Raw genomic sequence first — 16222 nt, 5'->3', positions numbered from 1 at the left:
CCGCACCCCAACGATTCTCGCCCCCGCCGCCCTTACCCGTCCCGTCCCTGGGGGCTACCGCCCCCAGAGCCCCGCATCGGCCTGAACGGCCTCGTCCTCAATCGCCGGACGGGCTGAGTGATGCGGGTCGGGGTGGGTGGGGTGCGGTCACCGGCCTCGCCCTGGAACGCCGGACGACCCAGGGCTTTCAGGGGCGCGGGGAACTGCGCGACCAGCCCCCACGGGCCCGCAGCCAAAGGACTTCGGGTGGGCGGGGGACGCGGGGCGCAGCCTCGGTCAGGGGGGCGGGGAACTGCGTGGGCGAGCCGGGCGGCCCCGGAGCTGAGGAGCTTCCCCAGCTCTGCCCCCGGAGGGAACCGTCAGCCGGGGATCAGGCCCTCGTCGGTCAGCATGGCGCGCACCTCGTCGAGGGTCGCGTCGGGGGACGGCAGGATGAGGTCGGAGGGTTCGAGGGCGTCGTCGGGAAGCGGAGCGCCGAGGCGGCGGACCTGGTCCAGAAGAGTGGTCAGGGTGCGGCGGAAGCCGGCCTCGTCACCGCTCTCCATCTCGGCGAGCAGCTCGTCGTCCAGCTTGTTCAGTTCGGTGAGGTGGCTGTCGTCCAACCTCACCTGCCCCTCCCCCATGATCCGTACGATCATGTCGCCCTCCTCAGGCGCCCTAGGTGTGGGTCACTGCTTGTCGAAGCGCGGGGTGTCCCGCGGCTGGGACTGCGACGTGGACTGTCCCGTGCCGCCCTCGATCGCCTGCTGCGGCGAACCACCGGCGAGCTCGGCCTTCATGCGCTGCAGTTCCAGCTCCACATCTGTACCACCGGAGAGCCGGTCCAGCTCGCTCTGGATGTCGTCCTTGGCCAGACCGGACTGGTCGTCGAGCGCACCGGAGGCGAGCAGCTCGTCGATGGCGCCGGCGCGGGCCTGCAGCTGCGCGGTCTTGTCCTCGGCGCGCTGGATCGCCATGCCGACGTCGCCCATCTCCTCGGAGATGCCGGAGAAGGCCTCTCCGATGCGGGTCTGCGCCTGGGCCGCCGTGTAGGTCGCCTTGATGGTCTCCTTCTTGGTGCGGAAGGCGTCCACCTTGGCCTGGAGCCGCTGCGCCGCGAGGGTGAGCTTCTCCTCCTCGCCCTGGAGGGTCTGGTGCTGCGTCTCCAGGTCCGTCACCTGCTGCTGGAGCGCCGCACGGCGGGAGAGCGCCTCGCGGGCCAGGTCCTCCCGGCCGAGCGCGAGCGCCTTGCGGCCCTGGTCCTCCAGCTTGGTGGACTGGTTCTGGAGCTGGTTCAGCTGAAGTTCGAGGCGCTTGCGGCTGGTCGCCACGTCCGCGACGCCGCGGCGCACCTTCTGCAGCAGCTCCAGCTGCTTCTGGTACGAGTAATCGAGGGTTTCGCGCGGGTCCTCGGCCCGGTCAAGGGCCTTGTTCGCCTTCGCGCGGAAGATCATCCCCATACGCTTCATGACACCGCTCATGGGCTTCGCGCGCCCCCTTCTGACGGACTCCAGCTCCAGGTACTGCAACAGAACCCACAGTACGGGCCCTGCATCCATTACCGCACTGTTCGGGGATGGATGCGCTCATCCCCAAGGACGACTGCGTACGGCACCGCTCCGGCGTAGGGAGTAGGTGGGACTCGGGGTCCACCCGTACACAACGTCCCCTCTGTCCCACTACAGACGCACGGTGTTGCCGGATCGTTCCCCACTCGAACGACGTCCATGCCGCCGCACCCCGTACCCTTGGGTTTTGTGTTCCGTAGCCGTGCCAAGGAAGAGAAGGCCCCCGCCGACAAGGCGCAGGTGACCGACTCCAAGCAGACCCGTGACCCGCAGGCCCCCAAGGGCCGCCCCACGCCCAAGCGCAGTGAGGCCCAGACCCAGCGTCGCAGCGTCGCCCAGACGCCGACGACGCGCAAGGAGGCGGCCAAGCGGCAGCGCGACGATCGTCGTGTCCAGATGGAGAAGCAGCGCCAGGCCCTGGCCAACGGCGACGAGCGCTATCTGCCCGCCCGTGACAAGGGGCCGGTGCGGAAGTTCGCACGCGACTTCGTGGACTCGCGCTTCTGTGTCGCGGAGTTCTTCCTGCCGATGGCCGTGGTCATCCTCGTGCTGAGCATGGTGCGGGTGGGCTCGCTGCAGAACATCGCGCTGCTGCTGTGGCTCGTGGTGATCGTGATGATCGTGGTCGACTCGATCGGCATCGCGATCCGCCTGAAGAAGCAGCTGGCCGCCCGCTTCCCCGACGTGCCCAAGAAGGGCGCGGTCGCCTACGCGCTGATGCGCACTCTCCAGATGCGTCGCCTCCGGCTGCCGAAGCCGCAGGTCAAGCGCGGAGAGCGGCCCTGAGCGCGACATCGTTCTCCGGGGGCGCGGCGGATGCCTGGCTGAGCAAGCTGGGCGGACTGCGTGATGTCGTACGACAGGAGCTGGTGGCCCGGCAGCTCGACGAGCAGATAGCCGGCCGGTTCCCGGTGGGACAGCGGTTGCGGGTGCTCGACGTCGGTATGGGCCAGGGCACGCAGGCGCTGCGGCTGGCCCGGGCCGGGCATCAGGTGACCGGCCTCGAGCAGGACGCGAAGATGCTCGCCGTGGCCCGGGAGGCGCTGGCCGCCGAGCCCGAGGGCATCCGGAGCCGGGTGCGACTCATCGAGGGCGACGGCCGCGAGACGGGTGTGCACTTCCTGCCCGGCAGCTTCGACGTGGTGCTGTGCCACGGCGTACTCATGTACGTGGAGGAGCCGGACCCGCTCCTCGCGGGGCTGGCGCGGATGCTGGCGCCGGGCGGGCTGCTCTCGCTGCTGGTGCGCAACGCCGACGCGCTGGCCATGCGGCCGGGCCTGTCCGGGGACTGGACGGCGACCGTGGCCGCGTTCGACACGGACGCCTACGTCAATCGGCTCGGCCTCGCCGTCCGCGCGGACCGGCTCGCCACGCTGACGTCGACGCTCGCGGGGATCGGGGCGGCGTTGCACGCCTGGTACGGCGTGCGGGTCTTCACCGACACGGCGCCCGACGGGACCCCCGTCCCCGAGGACGCGGAGACTCTCCTGGCCGCCGAGGAGCGGGCCGGACGGACGGACCCCTATCGCCAGGTGGCGGCCCTGCTGCATCTCTGCGGCGTACGCGGCTGACGCGTCTGCGCGGCTGATGCGTCTGCGCGGCGTACCGGACTGATCGCTGTCCCGATCGCTTCCTGGTCGCCCCCTGTTCGGCCCTGCACCGCGAGCCGGAGCAGAGCCGCGAAAGGGACACTCGGGACATGGCTGTCACCCGTGCCCCCGTGTCGCGTCCGCTGCTCCCCATAACCGCCCTCGTCATCACCGTCCTCGCCTGCGCCGCCGCCCTGCTCTCCGGCTGTTCCGACGCCGGGTCGCCCGTCAAGAAGGACGGGACGAAGGACGGGACGACGCAGGCCTTCGTCCCGCTCGCGGCCGACGACCTGCAGAACGCGTACCTGAAGGTGATCAAGAACGTCCTGCCTTCGGTGGTGCAGATCCAGGCCAGCGACGAACTGGGCTCGGGGGTGGTGTACGACGACCGGGGACACATCGTCACCAACGCGCACGTGGTCGGGACCGAGAAGACGTTCAGGGTGACGACGGCCAACAGCCAGAACGTGCTGACGGCCAACCTCGTGTACACCTACCCGGGCCAGGACCTCGCCGTCATCAAGCTGGACAAGGTGCCGAGCGGGCTGAAGGCGGCCACCATCGGGAACTCGGAGAAGGTCCAGGTCGGCCAGATCGTGCTGGCGATGGGCTCGCCGCTCGGGCTGTCGTCCAGCGTGACCGAGGGCATCGTGTCGGCGACCGGCCGCACCGTCAGCGAGGGCGGCAACGGCGACGGGACGGGGGCCACCATCGCCAACATGGTGCAGACGTCGGCCGCGATCAACCCGGGCAACAGCGGCGGCGCGCTCGTCGGCCTGAACGGGCAGGTCATCGGCATTCCCACGCTGGCCGCGACGGACCCGAGCCTCGGGGGCGGCACGGCGCCCGGTATCGGATTCGCGATCCCCGCCTCGATGGTGCGGACGATCGCCGACCAGATCATCAAGACCGGCAAGGTCACCGACTCGGGACGGGCCGCGCTCGGCATCACCGGCCGTACCGTGCTCGACGAGACCTATGCGCCCGCGGGTGTCGCCGTGGTCGAGGTGAAGCCCGGCGGCGCGGCCGACACGGCGGGCATCCGGCCCGGCGACATCATCACCCGGATCGGCACGAACGACATCACCACCCTCACCTCGCTCGCCGAGGCGCTCGCGGCCGACAAGCCGGGCCAGCGGACGCGGGTGACGTTCGTCCGGGACGGGGCCGAGCGGACGGTCGGTGTGCGGCTGGGTGAGCAGTAGGTACGGAGTGAACGCGACGGCGAGGGGTTGACGCACGGTGAAGGGGGTTGCCGGGAGCGGTCCCGGCAACCCCGGCCGGCCTACTCCGGTTCGGCGTGCAGGCTCATCGGTCCATAGATCTTCGTGCTGTCCTCGAAGAGGAACACCTGGTCCGCGCCGCCCTCCAGGAGGTCCTTCCAGACCTCGCCGATCCAGGACTCCGCGTCCCCCTGTGTGGTGAACTCCTCGGGCTGTACCGCGGGTTGGACCTCTGTCCCGTCGGACTTCTCGAACCGCCACGTCCATGCCGCCATGTACGCCTCCCAGGTATGAGCACACTGCACAGCGGAAGCCGCACAAGATCCGGCTCCCGTCCGAAGCCTAGGCGCTGAGCCGGGTGTGGAACAGAAGATCGCGAGTCGCGGCACGCGTCGCGGGTCGTGAACGCTCCCGCGCGTCTACGGGCGCTGTACCCGAACGCGCGCCACCCACGGTGACACGGGAAAATCAGGGCGTGGAACTGACTCTGCTCGGCACCGGCGCCCCCGAAGGCCTGCCCCGTCCCGACTGTCCCTGTGCGGCCTGTGCGAGTGCGCTCGGCGAGGACGCGCGGGCGGCCACCGCGCTGCTCGTGGACGGCACCCTGCTGCTCGACCTCACGCCCGGCGCCGCGTTCGCCGCGGCCCGCGCCGGGCACTCGTTGGGCGGCGTACGGCAGGTCCTGCTCTCGCATCCGCACGACGGGCCCGCCGTCGAGGTGCCGGCCGGACTGCCACAGCCCGTACGGGTTCCCGACGGCAGCGAACTGGCGCTGCTGACCGGGCACCGGGTGCGGGCGGTGCCGATGGACTCGCCCGGCACGGGGTACGCGGTGACCGGACCGGACGGACAGCGGCTGCTGTATCTGCCGCCGGGCGCGGCACCCGCGGGACTCGACGAGAACGGCGACTCGTACGCCATGGTGGTCGCCGATGTGGTGGGGCGGCCGGACGCCCTGGCGAAGCTGCGCGCGGTCGGGGCCGTCGGGCCGACGACGGACGTGATCGCGGTCCACCTCGACCACGACGTGCCGCCGGGCCCCGAACTGCGGCGGCGGCTCGCGGCGGCGGGCGCGCGGGCGGTGCCGGACGGGACGACGCTGGACGTGGGCGTCTACGAGGACGTACCCGACGTACCGCGCCGCACCCTCGTGCTCGGCGGGGCGCGCTCGGGCAAGTCGGTGGAGGCGGAACGGCGTCTGGAGTCCTTCCCCGGGGTGCTGTACGTGGCGACGGGCGGGTCCCGTAACGGGGACAACGAGTGGGCGTCGCGCGTGCACGCCCACCGTGAGCGGCGGCCCGGCTCCTGGCGCACGGTGGAGACCTGCGACCTGGTGCCGCTCCTGGAGGGCTCCGGGCCTCCCCTCCTCGTCGACTGCCTTTCGCTGTGGCTCACGGACGCGATGGACTCCGTGAACGCGTGGGACGACGCGGAGTGGGCCGGCGGCGGCGAACGCGCGCTGCGCGCCCGCGTCGAGGAACTCACCTCCGCCGTCCGCGACACGCGCCGCACCCTCGTCGCCGTCTCCAACGAGGTCGGCTCCGGCATCGTCCCCGCCACCGCCTCCGGGCGCCGCTACCGCGACGAACTCGGCCGCCTGAACGCGGGGTTCGCGGCGGAGTGCGAGCACGTGCTGCTGGTGGTGGCGGGGCAGGCGCTGGCCCTGCGGGGCTGACCGGGGCCGACCAGTTCCGACCGAGGCCGACCAGTCCTGACCGGGGCTCAGGATTGTGTGCGGGCGATGATCCGGAAGGCGTTCGAGAAGCGGGTGCGGCGGAAGACCGGGGCCATCGCGTGGTCCAGGGCGGAGACCGAGGCGAGCAGCGGGACGCTCGCCCGGGCCAGGACCGTGTGCAGGGTGCGCTGGAGCGTGGTCGGCGGGGTGGGACGCCAGGGGGCGTCGAGGTCGGGCAGGACCCGGCCGAGGGCCAGCGCGAGGGCGCCGGCGAGGTCGTACGGGATGTGCGGTTCGCGGCGGTCCGTCGCGACGATCTCGCAGCCGAGGGACTCCAGTTCGCCCAGCAGGTTGGACAGCGGCATCAGGTGCAGATGGCGCGGCTGGCCGTACGACACCCACCACCTGCCCAGCAGCGCACCGAACGCGCAGTCGGGGTCCGGCACTTCGACGAGGAGGTGACCGCCGGGCCGCAGGACCGTCAGGGCGGCGCGCAGTTCCTCGCGCGGGTCGCGGGTGTGCTCCAGATGGTGGAACATGCTCACGACGTCGTAGCGGGCGCTCAGCCGCCCGATGATCCGGGGGTCGGTGAGCCGGCCGCGGTGGGCCTCCTCGATGTGCCCGGCCGCCCGCGCCTTCTCGACCCGCCGGGTGGGGTCGAGGCCGTCGAAGGACGTGTACGGGTGGACCTCACGGGCGACGGCCGGGAAGTGCCCGTGCCCGGTGCCGACGTCCAGCCAGCTCTCCGGTTCGGCGTAGCGGAGCAGCGCGCGGGCGGCGGCCCGATGGCGCCCTCTGCTGCCGCGGGCGCCGAGGAGCCGGTCGGTGAGGCCGTCGAGCCCCTCGTGGAAGTCCCGGTGGTAGAAGGCCAGCCCCTCCGCGCTGAGCCGGGGGTTCTGGAAGGCGTGGGAGCAGTCCGCGCACTCGTCGACGACGAACGTGCCGGGCTTGCGCTGCACCTGGTCCGGCGTCCGCAGCCGGGTGCGCAGCCGCTTCGAGCCGCACCAGGGACAGTCCTCCCGGCGCGGTTCGTGGAACCGGTCGGTGCCTTGGGCGAGTTCGGCCGCGTAGGCGGCGCGGCGCTCGGCGCTCGGGGGTGGTGTGGGGGGCATGGACGCTCCTGGGGACGGCAGGGTGGGGGACCGCGGGGGCGGGCGAGCGAGCCGTACGACAATCCGACACAAACGGTACGTAGCGGATCGCGATCCGGGGCGCAACGACGTGGCGCGGACGTGTTCGATCGCTGCCGGTACTGTTCGGCGAATGAGCTCGCTTAATCTCGACGACTTCACCGATCTGATCGAGCGCCCCGACGGAGGCGTGCGCCGGGACGCCGAGGCGCGCCGGGAGCGCCAGATCGTGCCGCCCGGGGCGCTGGGCCGCCTCGACGAACTGGGTGAGTGGCTGGCGGCGGCGCAGTCCGCGGTGCCGGTGCGGCCGATCGAGCACCCGCGTGCGGTGCTGTTCGCGGGCGACCACGGGGTCGCCGGACTCGGTGTGTCGGCGCGGCCCGCGGGCACCGCCGACCAGTTGGTACGGGCGGTCCTGGAGGGCGCGAGCCCCGCGGCGGTGCTGGCGCGCCGGCTCGGCGTGCCGGTCCGTGTCGTCGACATGGCACTGGACTGCGATCCGCAGGAGCTGCCCGCGGAGGTCGCAGGGCATCGGGTGCGGCGCGGGTCGGGGCGGATCGACGTCGAGGACGCGCTGACCCTGGAGGAGGCCGAGGCCGCGTTCCTGGCGGGGGTCGCCGTCGCGGACGAGGAGGCGGACTCCGGTACGGATCTGGTGGTGCTCGGCGATGTGAGCGTCGGCGGGACCACCGCGGCGGCCGTGCTGGTCGCGGCGCTGTGCGGGACCGACGCGTCCGTGGTCACCGGGCGGGGCGGACGGCCCATCGACGACCTCGCGTGGATGCGCAAGTGCGCGGCCGTACGGGACGCCTTGCGGCGGGCTCGGCCGGTGCTCGGGGATCAGCTGCAGCTGCTCGCGGTGGTGGGCGGCGCCGATCTCGCGGCGATGACGGGGTTCTTGTTGCAGAGCGCGGTGCGGAAGATGCCGGTGATCCTCGACGGGGTCGTCTCGGCCGCGTGCGCCCTCGTGGGGCAGCGGGTCGCCTTCCGGGCACCGGACTGGTGGCTGGCCGGCCAGAACAGCGGCGAGCCGGCCCAGGCGAAGGCCCTGGACCGCATGGCCCTCGAACCCCTCCTCGACCACGGCGTCACGGTCGGCGAGGGCGCGGGAGCCCTCCTCGCCCTCCCCCTCGTCCAGGCCGCCGCGGCCCTCTCCGCCGAACTCCCGGAAACGCCGACCCCCGAGCCCGAGCCCGAAACTGACCCCGAGACTGACCCCGAGACTGAGGTCTCCGACCAGAACGAGTGAACGGCCTCGCCGTCGAACGCCGGACAGACTGCCGGACAGGCTGAAGGATGCGGGCCGGGGTGGGCGGGGCAACCTCCGGCCTCGCCCTCGAACGCCGTCCGCCCCGAGGCCTTCAGGGGCGCGGGGAACTGCGCGACCAGCCCCCACCGGCCCGCAGCCGAGGAACTACTGGCGAAACCCACCCCGCAACAAACCCCCGGCCCGCATCACCCGTACCGCCCCTCCCCCGCACGACGCACCCCGCCCCATATCATCGCCCTTTATGGGAGATGCCCGAATTGCCGCTGACCAGGAGCGGGTCCCGGCCCGTCAGGGTGAAGGGGACCACCTGTCCACGGGCGCGTCGCGCAGAGCCGCCGCCTTCGCGGTCTGGTACCTGCGGGCCGTCGCGTTCATCAACTTCCTGAGCGCCGCGTGGGTGTCGCTCGGGCAGGACGTACGGCGCCACAACACCGAGAACTTCTTCACCCCGTACCTGCTGACGGCGGGATTCGCGTCGGGTGTGTTCACCATGTTCCTGGCCATCACGATGCGTCGCCGCAAACGGGCCGCGTGGATCCTGAACTTCGTGCTCAGCGGACTGTTCCTGATGCTGTTCGCCGTCGCGATGACGTTCCCGGAGATCCGCCAGTACGCCCAGAACTGGGTCTCGATCGCCCTGACCGCCGCCTTCGTCATCTCGCTCGTCGTCGGCCGCCGGGAGTTCTACGCGAAGGGCGACCGGTCGAACCCCAAGCTCGCCGCGGCCGTCGCCGTCGGGGGACTGCTCGTCGCCTCCCTGCTCGCCGCGCTGCTGGTGACGGTCACCAACAGCGCGCAGGACGCCTACCGTTCGACCTTCTGGGACCGCTGGCGCTACGGCGCCCTGCGGCTGGTCTCCGTCGCCGCCGACGACTCCCGCTTCCGCGGCCTGGAGATCGCCAACTGGGTCAACGTCACCATCAACGTGCTCAGCACCCTGCTGGTCCTCGCCGTGTTCTACGCCGCCTTCCGCTCCCGCCGCGCCGTCGACCCGCTCTCCGAGGACGACGAGAAACGGCTGCGCACCCTGCTCGACCGGCACGGCGACCGCGACTCGCTGGGCTACTTCGCGCTGCGCCGGGAGAAGAGCGTGATCTGGTCGCCGACCGGCAAGGCCGCGGTCGCGTACCGCGTCGTCGGCGGGGTCTCGCTGGCCTCCGGCGACCCGATCGGCGACCCGGAGGCGTGGCCCGGCGCCATCGAGCCCTGGCTCGCCGAGGCCCGCGCGCACGGCTGGATCCCGGCGGTGATGGGAGCGAGCGAGGAGGCGGGGACCGTCTACTCACGGCACGGGCTCGACGCCCTCGAACTCGGTGACGAGGCGATCGTCGAGACCGCCGAATTCACCCTCGAGGGACGCGCCATGCGCACGGTCCGGCAGGCCTACAACCGGGTCAAGCGGGCCGGGTACGAGGTGCGCATCCGGCGGCACGAGGACATCCCGGCCGACGAGATGGCGTACCTCCTGCGGCGTGCCGACGACTGGCGGGACGGGGCCACCGAGCGCGGGTTCAGCATGGCGCTCGGACGGCTCGGCGACCCGGGCGACGGGCAGTGCGTGATGCTGGAATGCACCGACGGGGAGGGGGAGTTGCGGGCGCTGCTGTCCTTCGTTCCGTGGGGGCCGCGGGGGCTCTCGCTCGATCTCATGCGGCGTGACCGGGACGCCGAGAACGGACTGATGGAGTTCATGGTGATCGAACTCCTGCGCCGCGCCCAGGACATCGGGATCACCCAGGTCTCGCTCAACTTCGCCATGTTCCGTTCCGTCTTCGAACGAGGGGGACGCCTCGGCGCCGGACCGGTGCTGCGGCTGTGGCGTTCCCTGCTCAGCTTCTTCTCGCGCTGGTGGCAGATCGAGTCGCTGTACCGGGCCAACGCCAAGTACCGGCCGATCTGGGAACCCCGGTTCCTGCTCTTCGAGAAGAGCGCGGACCTGCTGCGCATCGGCCTCGCGGCCGCGCGCGCCGAGGGGTTTCTCGAAGCACCCGGACTGCCGAAGTGGCTGCACCGCAGGCACCTGGAGTCGCACCGATGAGGGTGGCCGGACAGACGGGGGAAGCCTGCCGGACGGGGACCGGAGCAGCGGGACGGATGGGGACCGGAACAGCAGGACGGGCGGGGACCGCTGCATGAACACCCTCGCCCGCCTCGCCCGCGCCGAATGGGGACTGCTGTACGTCACCGTGCGCGAGGCACTCGCCGGGCAGCGTTGGCGGGCGATGCCGGTGACGCTCGGGGCCGTCTGTCTGACGGCCCTCCTCCAGTTCGTGCAGAACCAGCCCTGGGGCTTCCAGTTCGTGCAGGACATCGGCTCCGTGCGGGCCGAGGAGCCGCTCTGGCTCGCCCTGCTGCGTACCCCGCTCTCCTTGTTCGTGCCGGCCCTCGACCTGCCGGTGTGGGGCGCGCTGCTGCAACTTCTCGTCGTGTTCGGGATCGCCGAGATCTGTCTGGGCTGGTGGCGGATGCTCGTCATCGCGTACGCCGCCACGCTGGCCGGCACGCTCTACGCGCGCGTGGCGATCTCACTGAGCCCGGGCAACCCGCTGGGGCTGCCCGTGACGGACGCGCAGGTCGTGGACACCGGGCCCTCGGCGGCCGTGGTCGGTCTCGCCGTCTTCGTCGCCTGGCGCTATCGCGCCTACTGGACGGGGTGGGGGGTGGTCGTGGCGATGGTGATCGAGGTGGCGTTCAAGGGGAACCTCGCGGGCAAGGAGCACATCGCCGCGCTCGCCGCGGTCTTCGTGCTGTACGGGATCTCGATCCTGCGTCACCGCCACCGCCACGGCCGCCGTCGCCGTCACCGGCGGCCGGGCAGGGGCCGGACGGGATCCGGTTTTCCGCCGATCCAGTCCTGAAGCTTGCGGCGCGGGCCGAACCAGCGGCGGTCGTGGTGGTACGCGCGCAGCATCGACCTGGCCCGGGCGCGCGGCCTGTGCTGGTAGAAGCGCTTGGCCCACGGGGAGACCGGGCGGGCCAGCCGGACGGCTCCGATGAGGGCGACGAACGGGACGATCACGCCGAAGATCGCCATGCGGGCCTTGCCCTTGCTCAGGGCGAGCAGGGCGAAGAGGAAGTTCACGGCGACGCTCACGATGACCCCGCCGCGGTCCTGGAGTTCCTCCTGGGTCATGTCGTTGACCCCGAACGGCAGGAACCCGCCGAGCACGAGGCCGACGAGGGCCGCCGTGACCAGGACGACCTCGACGCTCTTGCGGCCCTGCTCGCTCCAGTACACGTCGTCGAGGTGCAGGATCAGCGCGAACTCGTCGAGCACCAGCCCGGCGCCCATCCCGAACACCACCGCGAACAGGGCGGCGCCGAAGCCGTGCCGGTAACTGGCCACCGCGCCGAAGCCGCCGATGACCGTGAGGACGACACCGGGCACGACGTGGTGGATGTGCAGACCGCCCGCCTTGACGTTGCCGAACGGACCCTTGCCCGCGCGGATGAGGCGGACGATGACACGGGTGATCACAAAGGTCAGCACGAAGGAGGCCAGTGCCAGCAGAAGCGGCAGCTTTCCCGGTTCGATGATGTTCCTCTGCAACCAATGACCCATATTGCGCACTTTATCCGCGGCTCTCGCGCCCGGCCGCCGCACCCGTCCCCGGTCGGCCCACCACCTCCCCGGGTACCCTGCGCCGGTGTCCAGGACCCCTCTCTCCCACGGCCTCCGCTTCGCCTTCGGCACCCTGACCGTGCTTCCCGTCACGGTCACCCGCTGGGACCGTGAGGCGGCGCGCGGCGGAATGCTGTGCGCCCCCGTCGCCGGGCTGGTCGTCGGGGCGGGCGCGGCCCTGGTGGGCGTGACACTGCTCGCGATGGGCGCGGGCCCGCTGCTGGCCGCCGTCGCCACCGCCGCCGTACCGGCCGCGCTCACCCGTGGTCTGCATCTCGACGGGCTCGCCGACACCGCGGACGGCCTCGGCAGCGGCAAGCCCGCCGAGGACGCGCTGCGCATCATGAAGCAGTCCGACATCGGCCCGTTCGGCGTGATCACCCTCCTCTTCGTGCTGCTGGCGCAGGTCGCCGCGCTCTTCCAGGCCTACGAGACCTCGTGGGCGCGGGGGGTGCTCGCGGCCGTCGTCTCGGCGACCGCGGCCCGTCTCGCCCTCACCCTGGCCGCGCGCACCGGGGTGCCCGCGGCCCGCCCCGACGGCCTGGGTGCCGCGGTCGCGGGCACGGTGCCCGTGCGCGGCGCCCTGTTGATGACCCTCGCCGTCACCGTCGCGGCGGCCGGCGCCGGCGCGCTCCTCGGCACGTACGACCTCGTACGCGCCCCGCTGGCCGTCCTCGCCGCCTGCGCGAGTGCCGAACTGCTCCTGCGCCACTGCACACGCCGCTTCGGCGGCATCACGGGCGACGTCTTCGGCGGCCTCGCCGAGACGGCGGCGACCACCGCCCTCGTGGCGCTCTCCCTCGGCTGAACTTCCAGCGAGCGTAGGAATGAGCGAAACCCGGCGGCGCGCGTAGGCTCGTCCCGAGTATGTGCCACCCCAGGTAAAGACACTCCCTGAGGCCGGATCTAGGGTCATTCGTCAGGGCCCGGTCGACCCATCCCTACTCGGCCGCAGCAAATCAATGGAAGCGAGATCTCACCACAGTGACTGCTCTGACTCTCAGCACCGCCGCGGTGTCCGGCCTGCGGGCCGACGCCATCGTCGTCGGTGTCGCGAAGGGCGCCAAGGGCCCGGTCGTCGCACCGGGTGCCGAGGCCGTGGACAAGGCGTACGACGGCGCACTCGCCGGGATCCTGGAGACCCTCGGCGCATCCGGCGGCGAGGGCGAGGTGACGAAGCTGCCCGCGCCGACCGGCTTCAAGGCGCCCGTCGTCGTGGCCGTCGGACTGGGAGCCGTCCCGGACAAGGACGACACGTACAGTGCCGAGGCGCTGCGCCGCGCGGCCGGTGCCGCGGCCCGCGCGCTCGCCGGTGCCAAGAAGGCCGTCTTCGCCCTGCCGATCACCGACGCCGCCGACGCGGGCGTCCTGGCGGAGGGCGCGGCGCTCGGCGCGTACGCCTTCGACGCCTACAAGGAGAACGGCAAGAACGGCAAGGACGCGAAGAACGGCAAGGCCCCGCTCGCCGAGGTCACGCTGCTCGGCGGCAAGCCCCGGGACGCGGCGTACAAGGCGGCCCTCACGCGCGCCACCGCCGTGACCGAGGAGCTCAACCGCGCCCGCGACCTCATCAACACCCCGCCGAACGACCTCTACCCCGAGGCCTTCGCCGCCGTCGCCACCGCCGCCGGCAAGGAGCACGGCATCAAGGTGCAGGTGCTGGACGAGAAGGCCCTGGCGAAGGGCGGCTACGGCGGCATCCTCGGCGTCGGCGCGGGCTCGGCCGCCGCTCCCCGCCTGGTGAAGCTGTCGTACACCTCGCCGAAGGCGACCAAGCACCTCGCGTTCGTCGGCAAGGGCATCACCTACGACTCGGGCGGCATCTCCCTCAAGCCCGCCGGGCACAACGAGACGATGAAGTGCGACATGAGCGGCGCGGCGGCGGTCTTCGCCGCCGTGGTCGCCGCGGCGCGCCTGGGCCTCGAGGTCAACGTCACCGGCTGGCTGGCGCTCGCCGAGAACATGCCCTCCGGTTCCGCCACCCGCCCCGGTGACGTGCTGCGCATGTACAGCGGCAAGACCGTCGAGGTCCTCAACACCGACGCCGAGGGCCGTCTCGTGCTCGCCGACGCGCTGTGGAAGGCGTCCGAGGAGAAGCCGGACGCGATCATCGACGTGGCGACGCTGACCGGTGCGATGGTGCTCGCGCTCGGCAACCGCACCTTCGGCGTGATGGCCAACGACGACGCGTTCCGTACGGCGATCGTCGAGGCCGCGGAGGAGGTCGGCGAGGAGTCCTGGCCGATGCCGCTGCCGGAGCACCTGCGCAAGGGGATGGACTCTCCGACCGCCGACATCGCCAACATGGGTGAGCGGATGGGCGGCGGGCTGGTCGCCGGTCTGTTCCTGAAGGAGTTCGTGGGCGAGGGCATCACGTGGGCGCACCTGGACATCGCCGGGCCCGCGTTCAACGAGTCCGGCCCGTTCGGCTACACGCCGAAGGGTGGTACGGGTTCTGCGGTGCGGACGCTGGTGCGGCTCGCCGAGCTGACCGCCGCGGGCGATCTCGGCTAGCGGTGCTTCACGGCCGCGGGTGATGCGTGGCCGGTCACGCGGTACCTCCGTGTCCCCTTTCGGGGCGCGGAGGTACCGCCCGTATTCGGACAGTGCGACTTCTCACACACAGGCCCGGCGTCTCGAACGCTCCGGACAAGTGCGAAGATGGGTTCTCGGCAGGACAGGGCCCCCACCACAGGGCCGAAGAAGAGCGGCCGGACACCAGCCGCCGACCGGTCACTGGAGACCGGCGTGGCGCACATGCATGGAGGACGTGACGTGGCGAACGACGCCAGCACCGTTTTCGACCTAGTGATCCTCGGCGGTGGCAGTGGCGGTTACGCCGCGGCGCTCCGCGGGGCGCAGCTGGGCCTGGACGTCGCCCTGATCGAGAAGGACAAGGTCGGAGGCACCTGCCTGCACCGGGGATGCATCCCCACCAAGGCCCTGCTGCACGCGGGCGAGATCGCCGACCAGGCCCGCGAGAGCGAGCAGTTCGGCGTCAAGGCCACCTTCGAGGGCATCGACGTCCCGGCCGTCCACAAGTACAAGGACGGGGTCATCTCGGGCCTGTACAAGGGCCTGCAGGGTCTCATCGCGTCCCGCAAGGTGACGTACATCGAGGGTGAGGGCCGACTGTCCTCCCCCACCTCGGTCGACGTGAACGGCCAGCGCATCCAGGGCCGCCACGTGCTGCTCGCGACCGGCTCCGTGCCGAAGTCGCTGCCGGGCCTGGTGATCGACGGCAACCGGATCATCTCCTCCGACCACGCGCTGGTCCTGGACCGCGTCCCGCAGTCCGCGATCGTGCTCGGCGGCGGCGTCATCGGCGTCGAGTTCGCCTCCGCGTGGAAGTCCTTCGGCACCGACGTGACGGTGATCGAGGGCCTCAAGCACCTCGTCCCGGTCGAGGACGAGAACTCCTCCAAGCTTCTTGAGCGCGCGTTCCGCAAGCGCGGCATCAAGTTCAACCTGGGCACCTTCTTCTCGAAGGCCGAGTACACCCAGAACGGTGTCAAGGTCACCCTCGCCGACGGCAAGGAGTTCGAGGCCGAGGTCCTGCTCGTCGCCGTCGGCCGCGGCCCGGTCTCGGCCGGTCTCGGCTACGAGGAGCAGGGCGTCGCGATGGACCGCGGTTACGTCCTGGTCGACGAGTACATGCGGACGAACGTCCCGACCATCTCCGCCGTCGGCGACCTGGTCCCGACGCTCCAGCTCGCGCACGTCGGCTTCGCCGAGGGCATCCTGGTGGCGGAGCGTCTGGCCGGTCTCAAGACCGTTCCGATCGACTACGACGGTGTCCCCCGGGTGACGTACTGCCACCCCGAGGTCGCCTCCGTGGGCATCACCGAGGCCAAGGCCAAGGAGATCTACGGCGCGGACAAGGTCGTCGCCCTGAAGTACAACCTCGCGGGCAACGGCAAGAGCAAGATCCTCAACACCGCGGGCGAGATCAAGCTCGTCCAGGTGAAGGACGGTGCCGTGGTCGGCGTCCACATGGTCGGCGACCGCATGGGCGAGCAGGTCGGCGAAGCCCAGCTGATCTACAACTGGGAGGCGCTGCCCGCCGAGGTCGCCCAGCTCATCCACGCCCACCCGACGCAGAACGAGGCGCTCGGCGAGGCCCACCTGGCCCTCGCGGGCAAGCCGCTGCACTCGCACGACTGATC

Annotated in this window: 15 protein-coding genes; 10 read left to right on the top strand and 5 right to left on the bottom strand. The window is 71.6% G+C overall.

Annotation, left to right across the window (positions count from 1 at the left end; translation table 11 throughout):
- Positions 1-359: 359 nt before the first annotated feature.
- Together pspAA and AQJ27_RS07350 are read right to left on the bottom strand one after the other, a co-directional pair.
- Positions 360-638 carry a PspA-associated protein PspAA gene (gene pspAA / locus AQJ27_RS07355; RefSeq protein WP_067363543.1) on the bottom strand — a complete coding sequence of 93 codons (279 nt, stop codon included), beginning with the start codon at positions 636-638 and terminating at the stop codon, positions 360-362.
- Between the two features lie 30 nt (positions 639-668).
- On the bottom strand, positions 669-1460 hold the full coding sequence (locus AQJ27_RS07350) for a PspA/IM30 family protein (protein WP_067363540.1): 792 nt from the start codon (positions 1458-1460) through the stop codon (positions 669-671).
- A 246-nt stretch (positions 1461-1706) separates the two neighbouring features.
- Between AQJ27_RS07350 and AQJ27_RS07345 the strand changes: the two genes are divergently transcribed.
- The 3 genes from AQJ27_RS07345 (at position 1707) to AQJ27_RS07335 (ending at position 4341) form a co-directional block, all read left to right on the top strand.
- Positions 1707-2333 (top strand): DUF3043 domain-containing protein, encoded by a 627-nt coding sequence (locus AQJ27_RS07345; protein WP_079064850.1) that lies wholly within the window; start codon positions 1707-1709, stop codon positions 2331-2333.
- Positions 2334-2416: 83 nt separating this feature from the next.
- The gene (locus tag AQJ27_RS07340) at positions 2417-3118 is read left to right on the top strand and encodes a class I SAM-dependent methyltransferase (RefSeq protein WP_067363534.1); all 702 of its coding nucleotides are present in this window, start codon (positions 2417-2419) and stop codon (positions 3116-3118) included.
- A 128-nt stretch (positions 3119-3246) separates the two neighbouring features.
- Positions 3247-4341 carry a S1C family serine protease gene (locus AQJ27_RS07335; RefSeq protein WP_067363531.1) on the top strand — a complete coding sequence of 365 codons (1095 nt, stop codon included), beginning with the start codon at positions 3247-3249 and terminating at the stop codon, positions 4339-4341.
- An 80-nt stretch (positions 4342-4421) separates the two neighbouring features.
- Here AQJ27_RS07335 and AQJ27_RS07330 read toward each other — a convergent pair whose 3' ends face one another.
- On the bottom strand, positions 4422-4634 hold the full coding sequence (locus AQJ27_RS07330) for a hypothetical protein (protein WP_054231569.1): 213 nt from the start codon (positions 4632-4634) through the stop codon (positions 4422-4424).
- A 200-nt stretch (positions 4635-4834) separates the two neighbouring features.
- Here AQJ27_RS07330 and AQJ27_RS07325 point away from each other — a divergent pair, with 200 nt between their 5' ends.
- Positions 4835-6034, top strand: a complete 1200-nt coding sequence (locus AQJ27_RS07325) for a bifunctional adenosylcobinamide kinase/adenosylcobinamide-phosphate guanylyltransferase (RefSeq protein ID WP_067363528.1) — start codon at positions 4835-4837, stop codon at positions 6032-6034.
- A 47-nt stretch (positions 6035-6081) separates the two neighbouring features.
- Here the strand turns inward: AQJ27_RS07325 and AQJ27_RS07320 are convergent, their stop codons facing one another.
- Positions 6082-7146: a class I SAM-dependent methyltransferase gene (locus AQJ27_RS07320; RefSeq protein ID WP_067363524.1), complete on the bottom strand. Its 1065-nt coding sequence runs from the start codon at positions 7144-7146 to the stop codon at positions 6082-6084.
- A 151-nt stretch (positions 7147-7297) separates the two neighbouring features.
- Between AQJ27_RS07320 and cobT the strand changes: the two genes are divergently transcribed.
- From cobT to AQJ27_RS57880, 3 genes are all read left to right on the top strand, one after another.
- Positions 7298-8413: a nicotinate-nucleotide--dimethylbenzimidazole phosphoribosyltransferase gene (gene cobT, locus AQJ27_RS07315; protein WP_067363520.1), complete on the top strand. Its 1116-nt coding sequence runs from the start codon at positions 7298-7300 to the stop codon at positions 8411-8413.
- A gap of 262 nt (positions 8414-8675) precedes the next feature.
- Positions 8676-10472: a phosphatidylglycerol lysyltransferase domain-containing protein gene (locus tag AQJ27_RS07310; protein ID WP_067363517.1), complete on the top strand. Its 1797-nt coding sequence runs from the start codon at positions 8676-8678 to the stop codon at positions 10470-10472.
- A 94-nt stretch (positions 10473-10566) separates the two neighbouring features.
- The gene (locus AQJ27_RS57880) at positions 10567-11292 is read left to right on the top strand and encodes a hypothetical protein (RefSeq protein WP_067363514.1); all 726 of its coding nucleotides are present in this window, start codon (positions 10567-10569) and stop codon (positions 11290-11292) included.
- On the opposite strand, the gene AQJ27_RS07300 is transcribed toward AQJ27_RS57880, so the two are convergent.
- Positions 11235-11996 (bottom strand): G protein-coupled receptor family protein, encoded by a 762-nt coding sequence (locus tag AQJ27_RS07300; RefSeq protein WP_067363511.1) that lies wholly within the window; start codon positions 11994-11996, stop codon positions 11235-11237. The two genes, AQJ27_RS57880 and AQJ27_RS07300, sit on opposite strands and share 58 nt — an antisense overlap.
- Positions 11997-12081: 85 nt before the next feature.
- On the opposite strand from AQJ27_RS07300, the gene AQJ27_RS07295 reads away from it, so the two are divergent.
- The 3 genes from AQJ27_RS07295 (at position 12082) to lpdA (ending at position 16220) form a co-directional block, all read left to right on the top strand.
- Positions 12082-12864 (top strand): adenosylcobinamide-GDP ribazoletransferase, encoded by a 783-nt coding sequence (locus AQJ27_RS07295; protein ID WP_067363508.1) that lies wholly within the window; start codon positions 12082-12084, stop codon positions 12862-12864.
- A 176-nt stretch (positions 12865-13040) separates the two neighbouring features.
- Entirely contained in the window at positions 13041-14570 is a 1530-nt protein-coding gene (locus tag AQJ27_RS07290) for a leucyl aminopeptidase (protein WP_067363506.1), read from the top strand.
- Positions 14571-14831: 261 nt separating this feature from the next.
- Complete coding sequence (gene lpdA, locus AQJ27_RS07285; protein ID WP_067363503.1) at positions 14832-16220, top strand: dihydrolipoyl dehydrogenase; 1389 nt, start codon at positions 14832-14834, stop codon at positions 16218-16220.
- Positions 16221-16222 lie beyond the last annotated feature (2 nt).

It is taken from the genome of Streptomyces olivochromogenes, assembly GCF_001514115.1.
GTDB classification, from domain to species: domain Bacteria; phylum Actinomycetota; class Actinomycetes; order Streptomycetales; family Streptomycetaceae; genus Streptomyces; species Streptomyces olivochromogenes.
The sequence above is the reverse complement of the archived record's forward strand: the minus strand, read 5'-3'. Positions and strand labels throughout refer to the sequence as shown.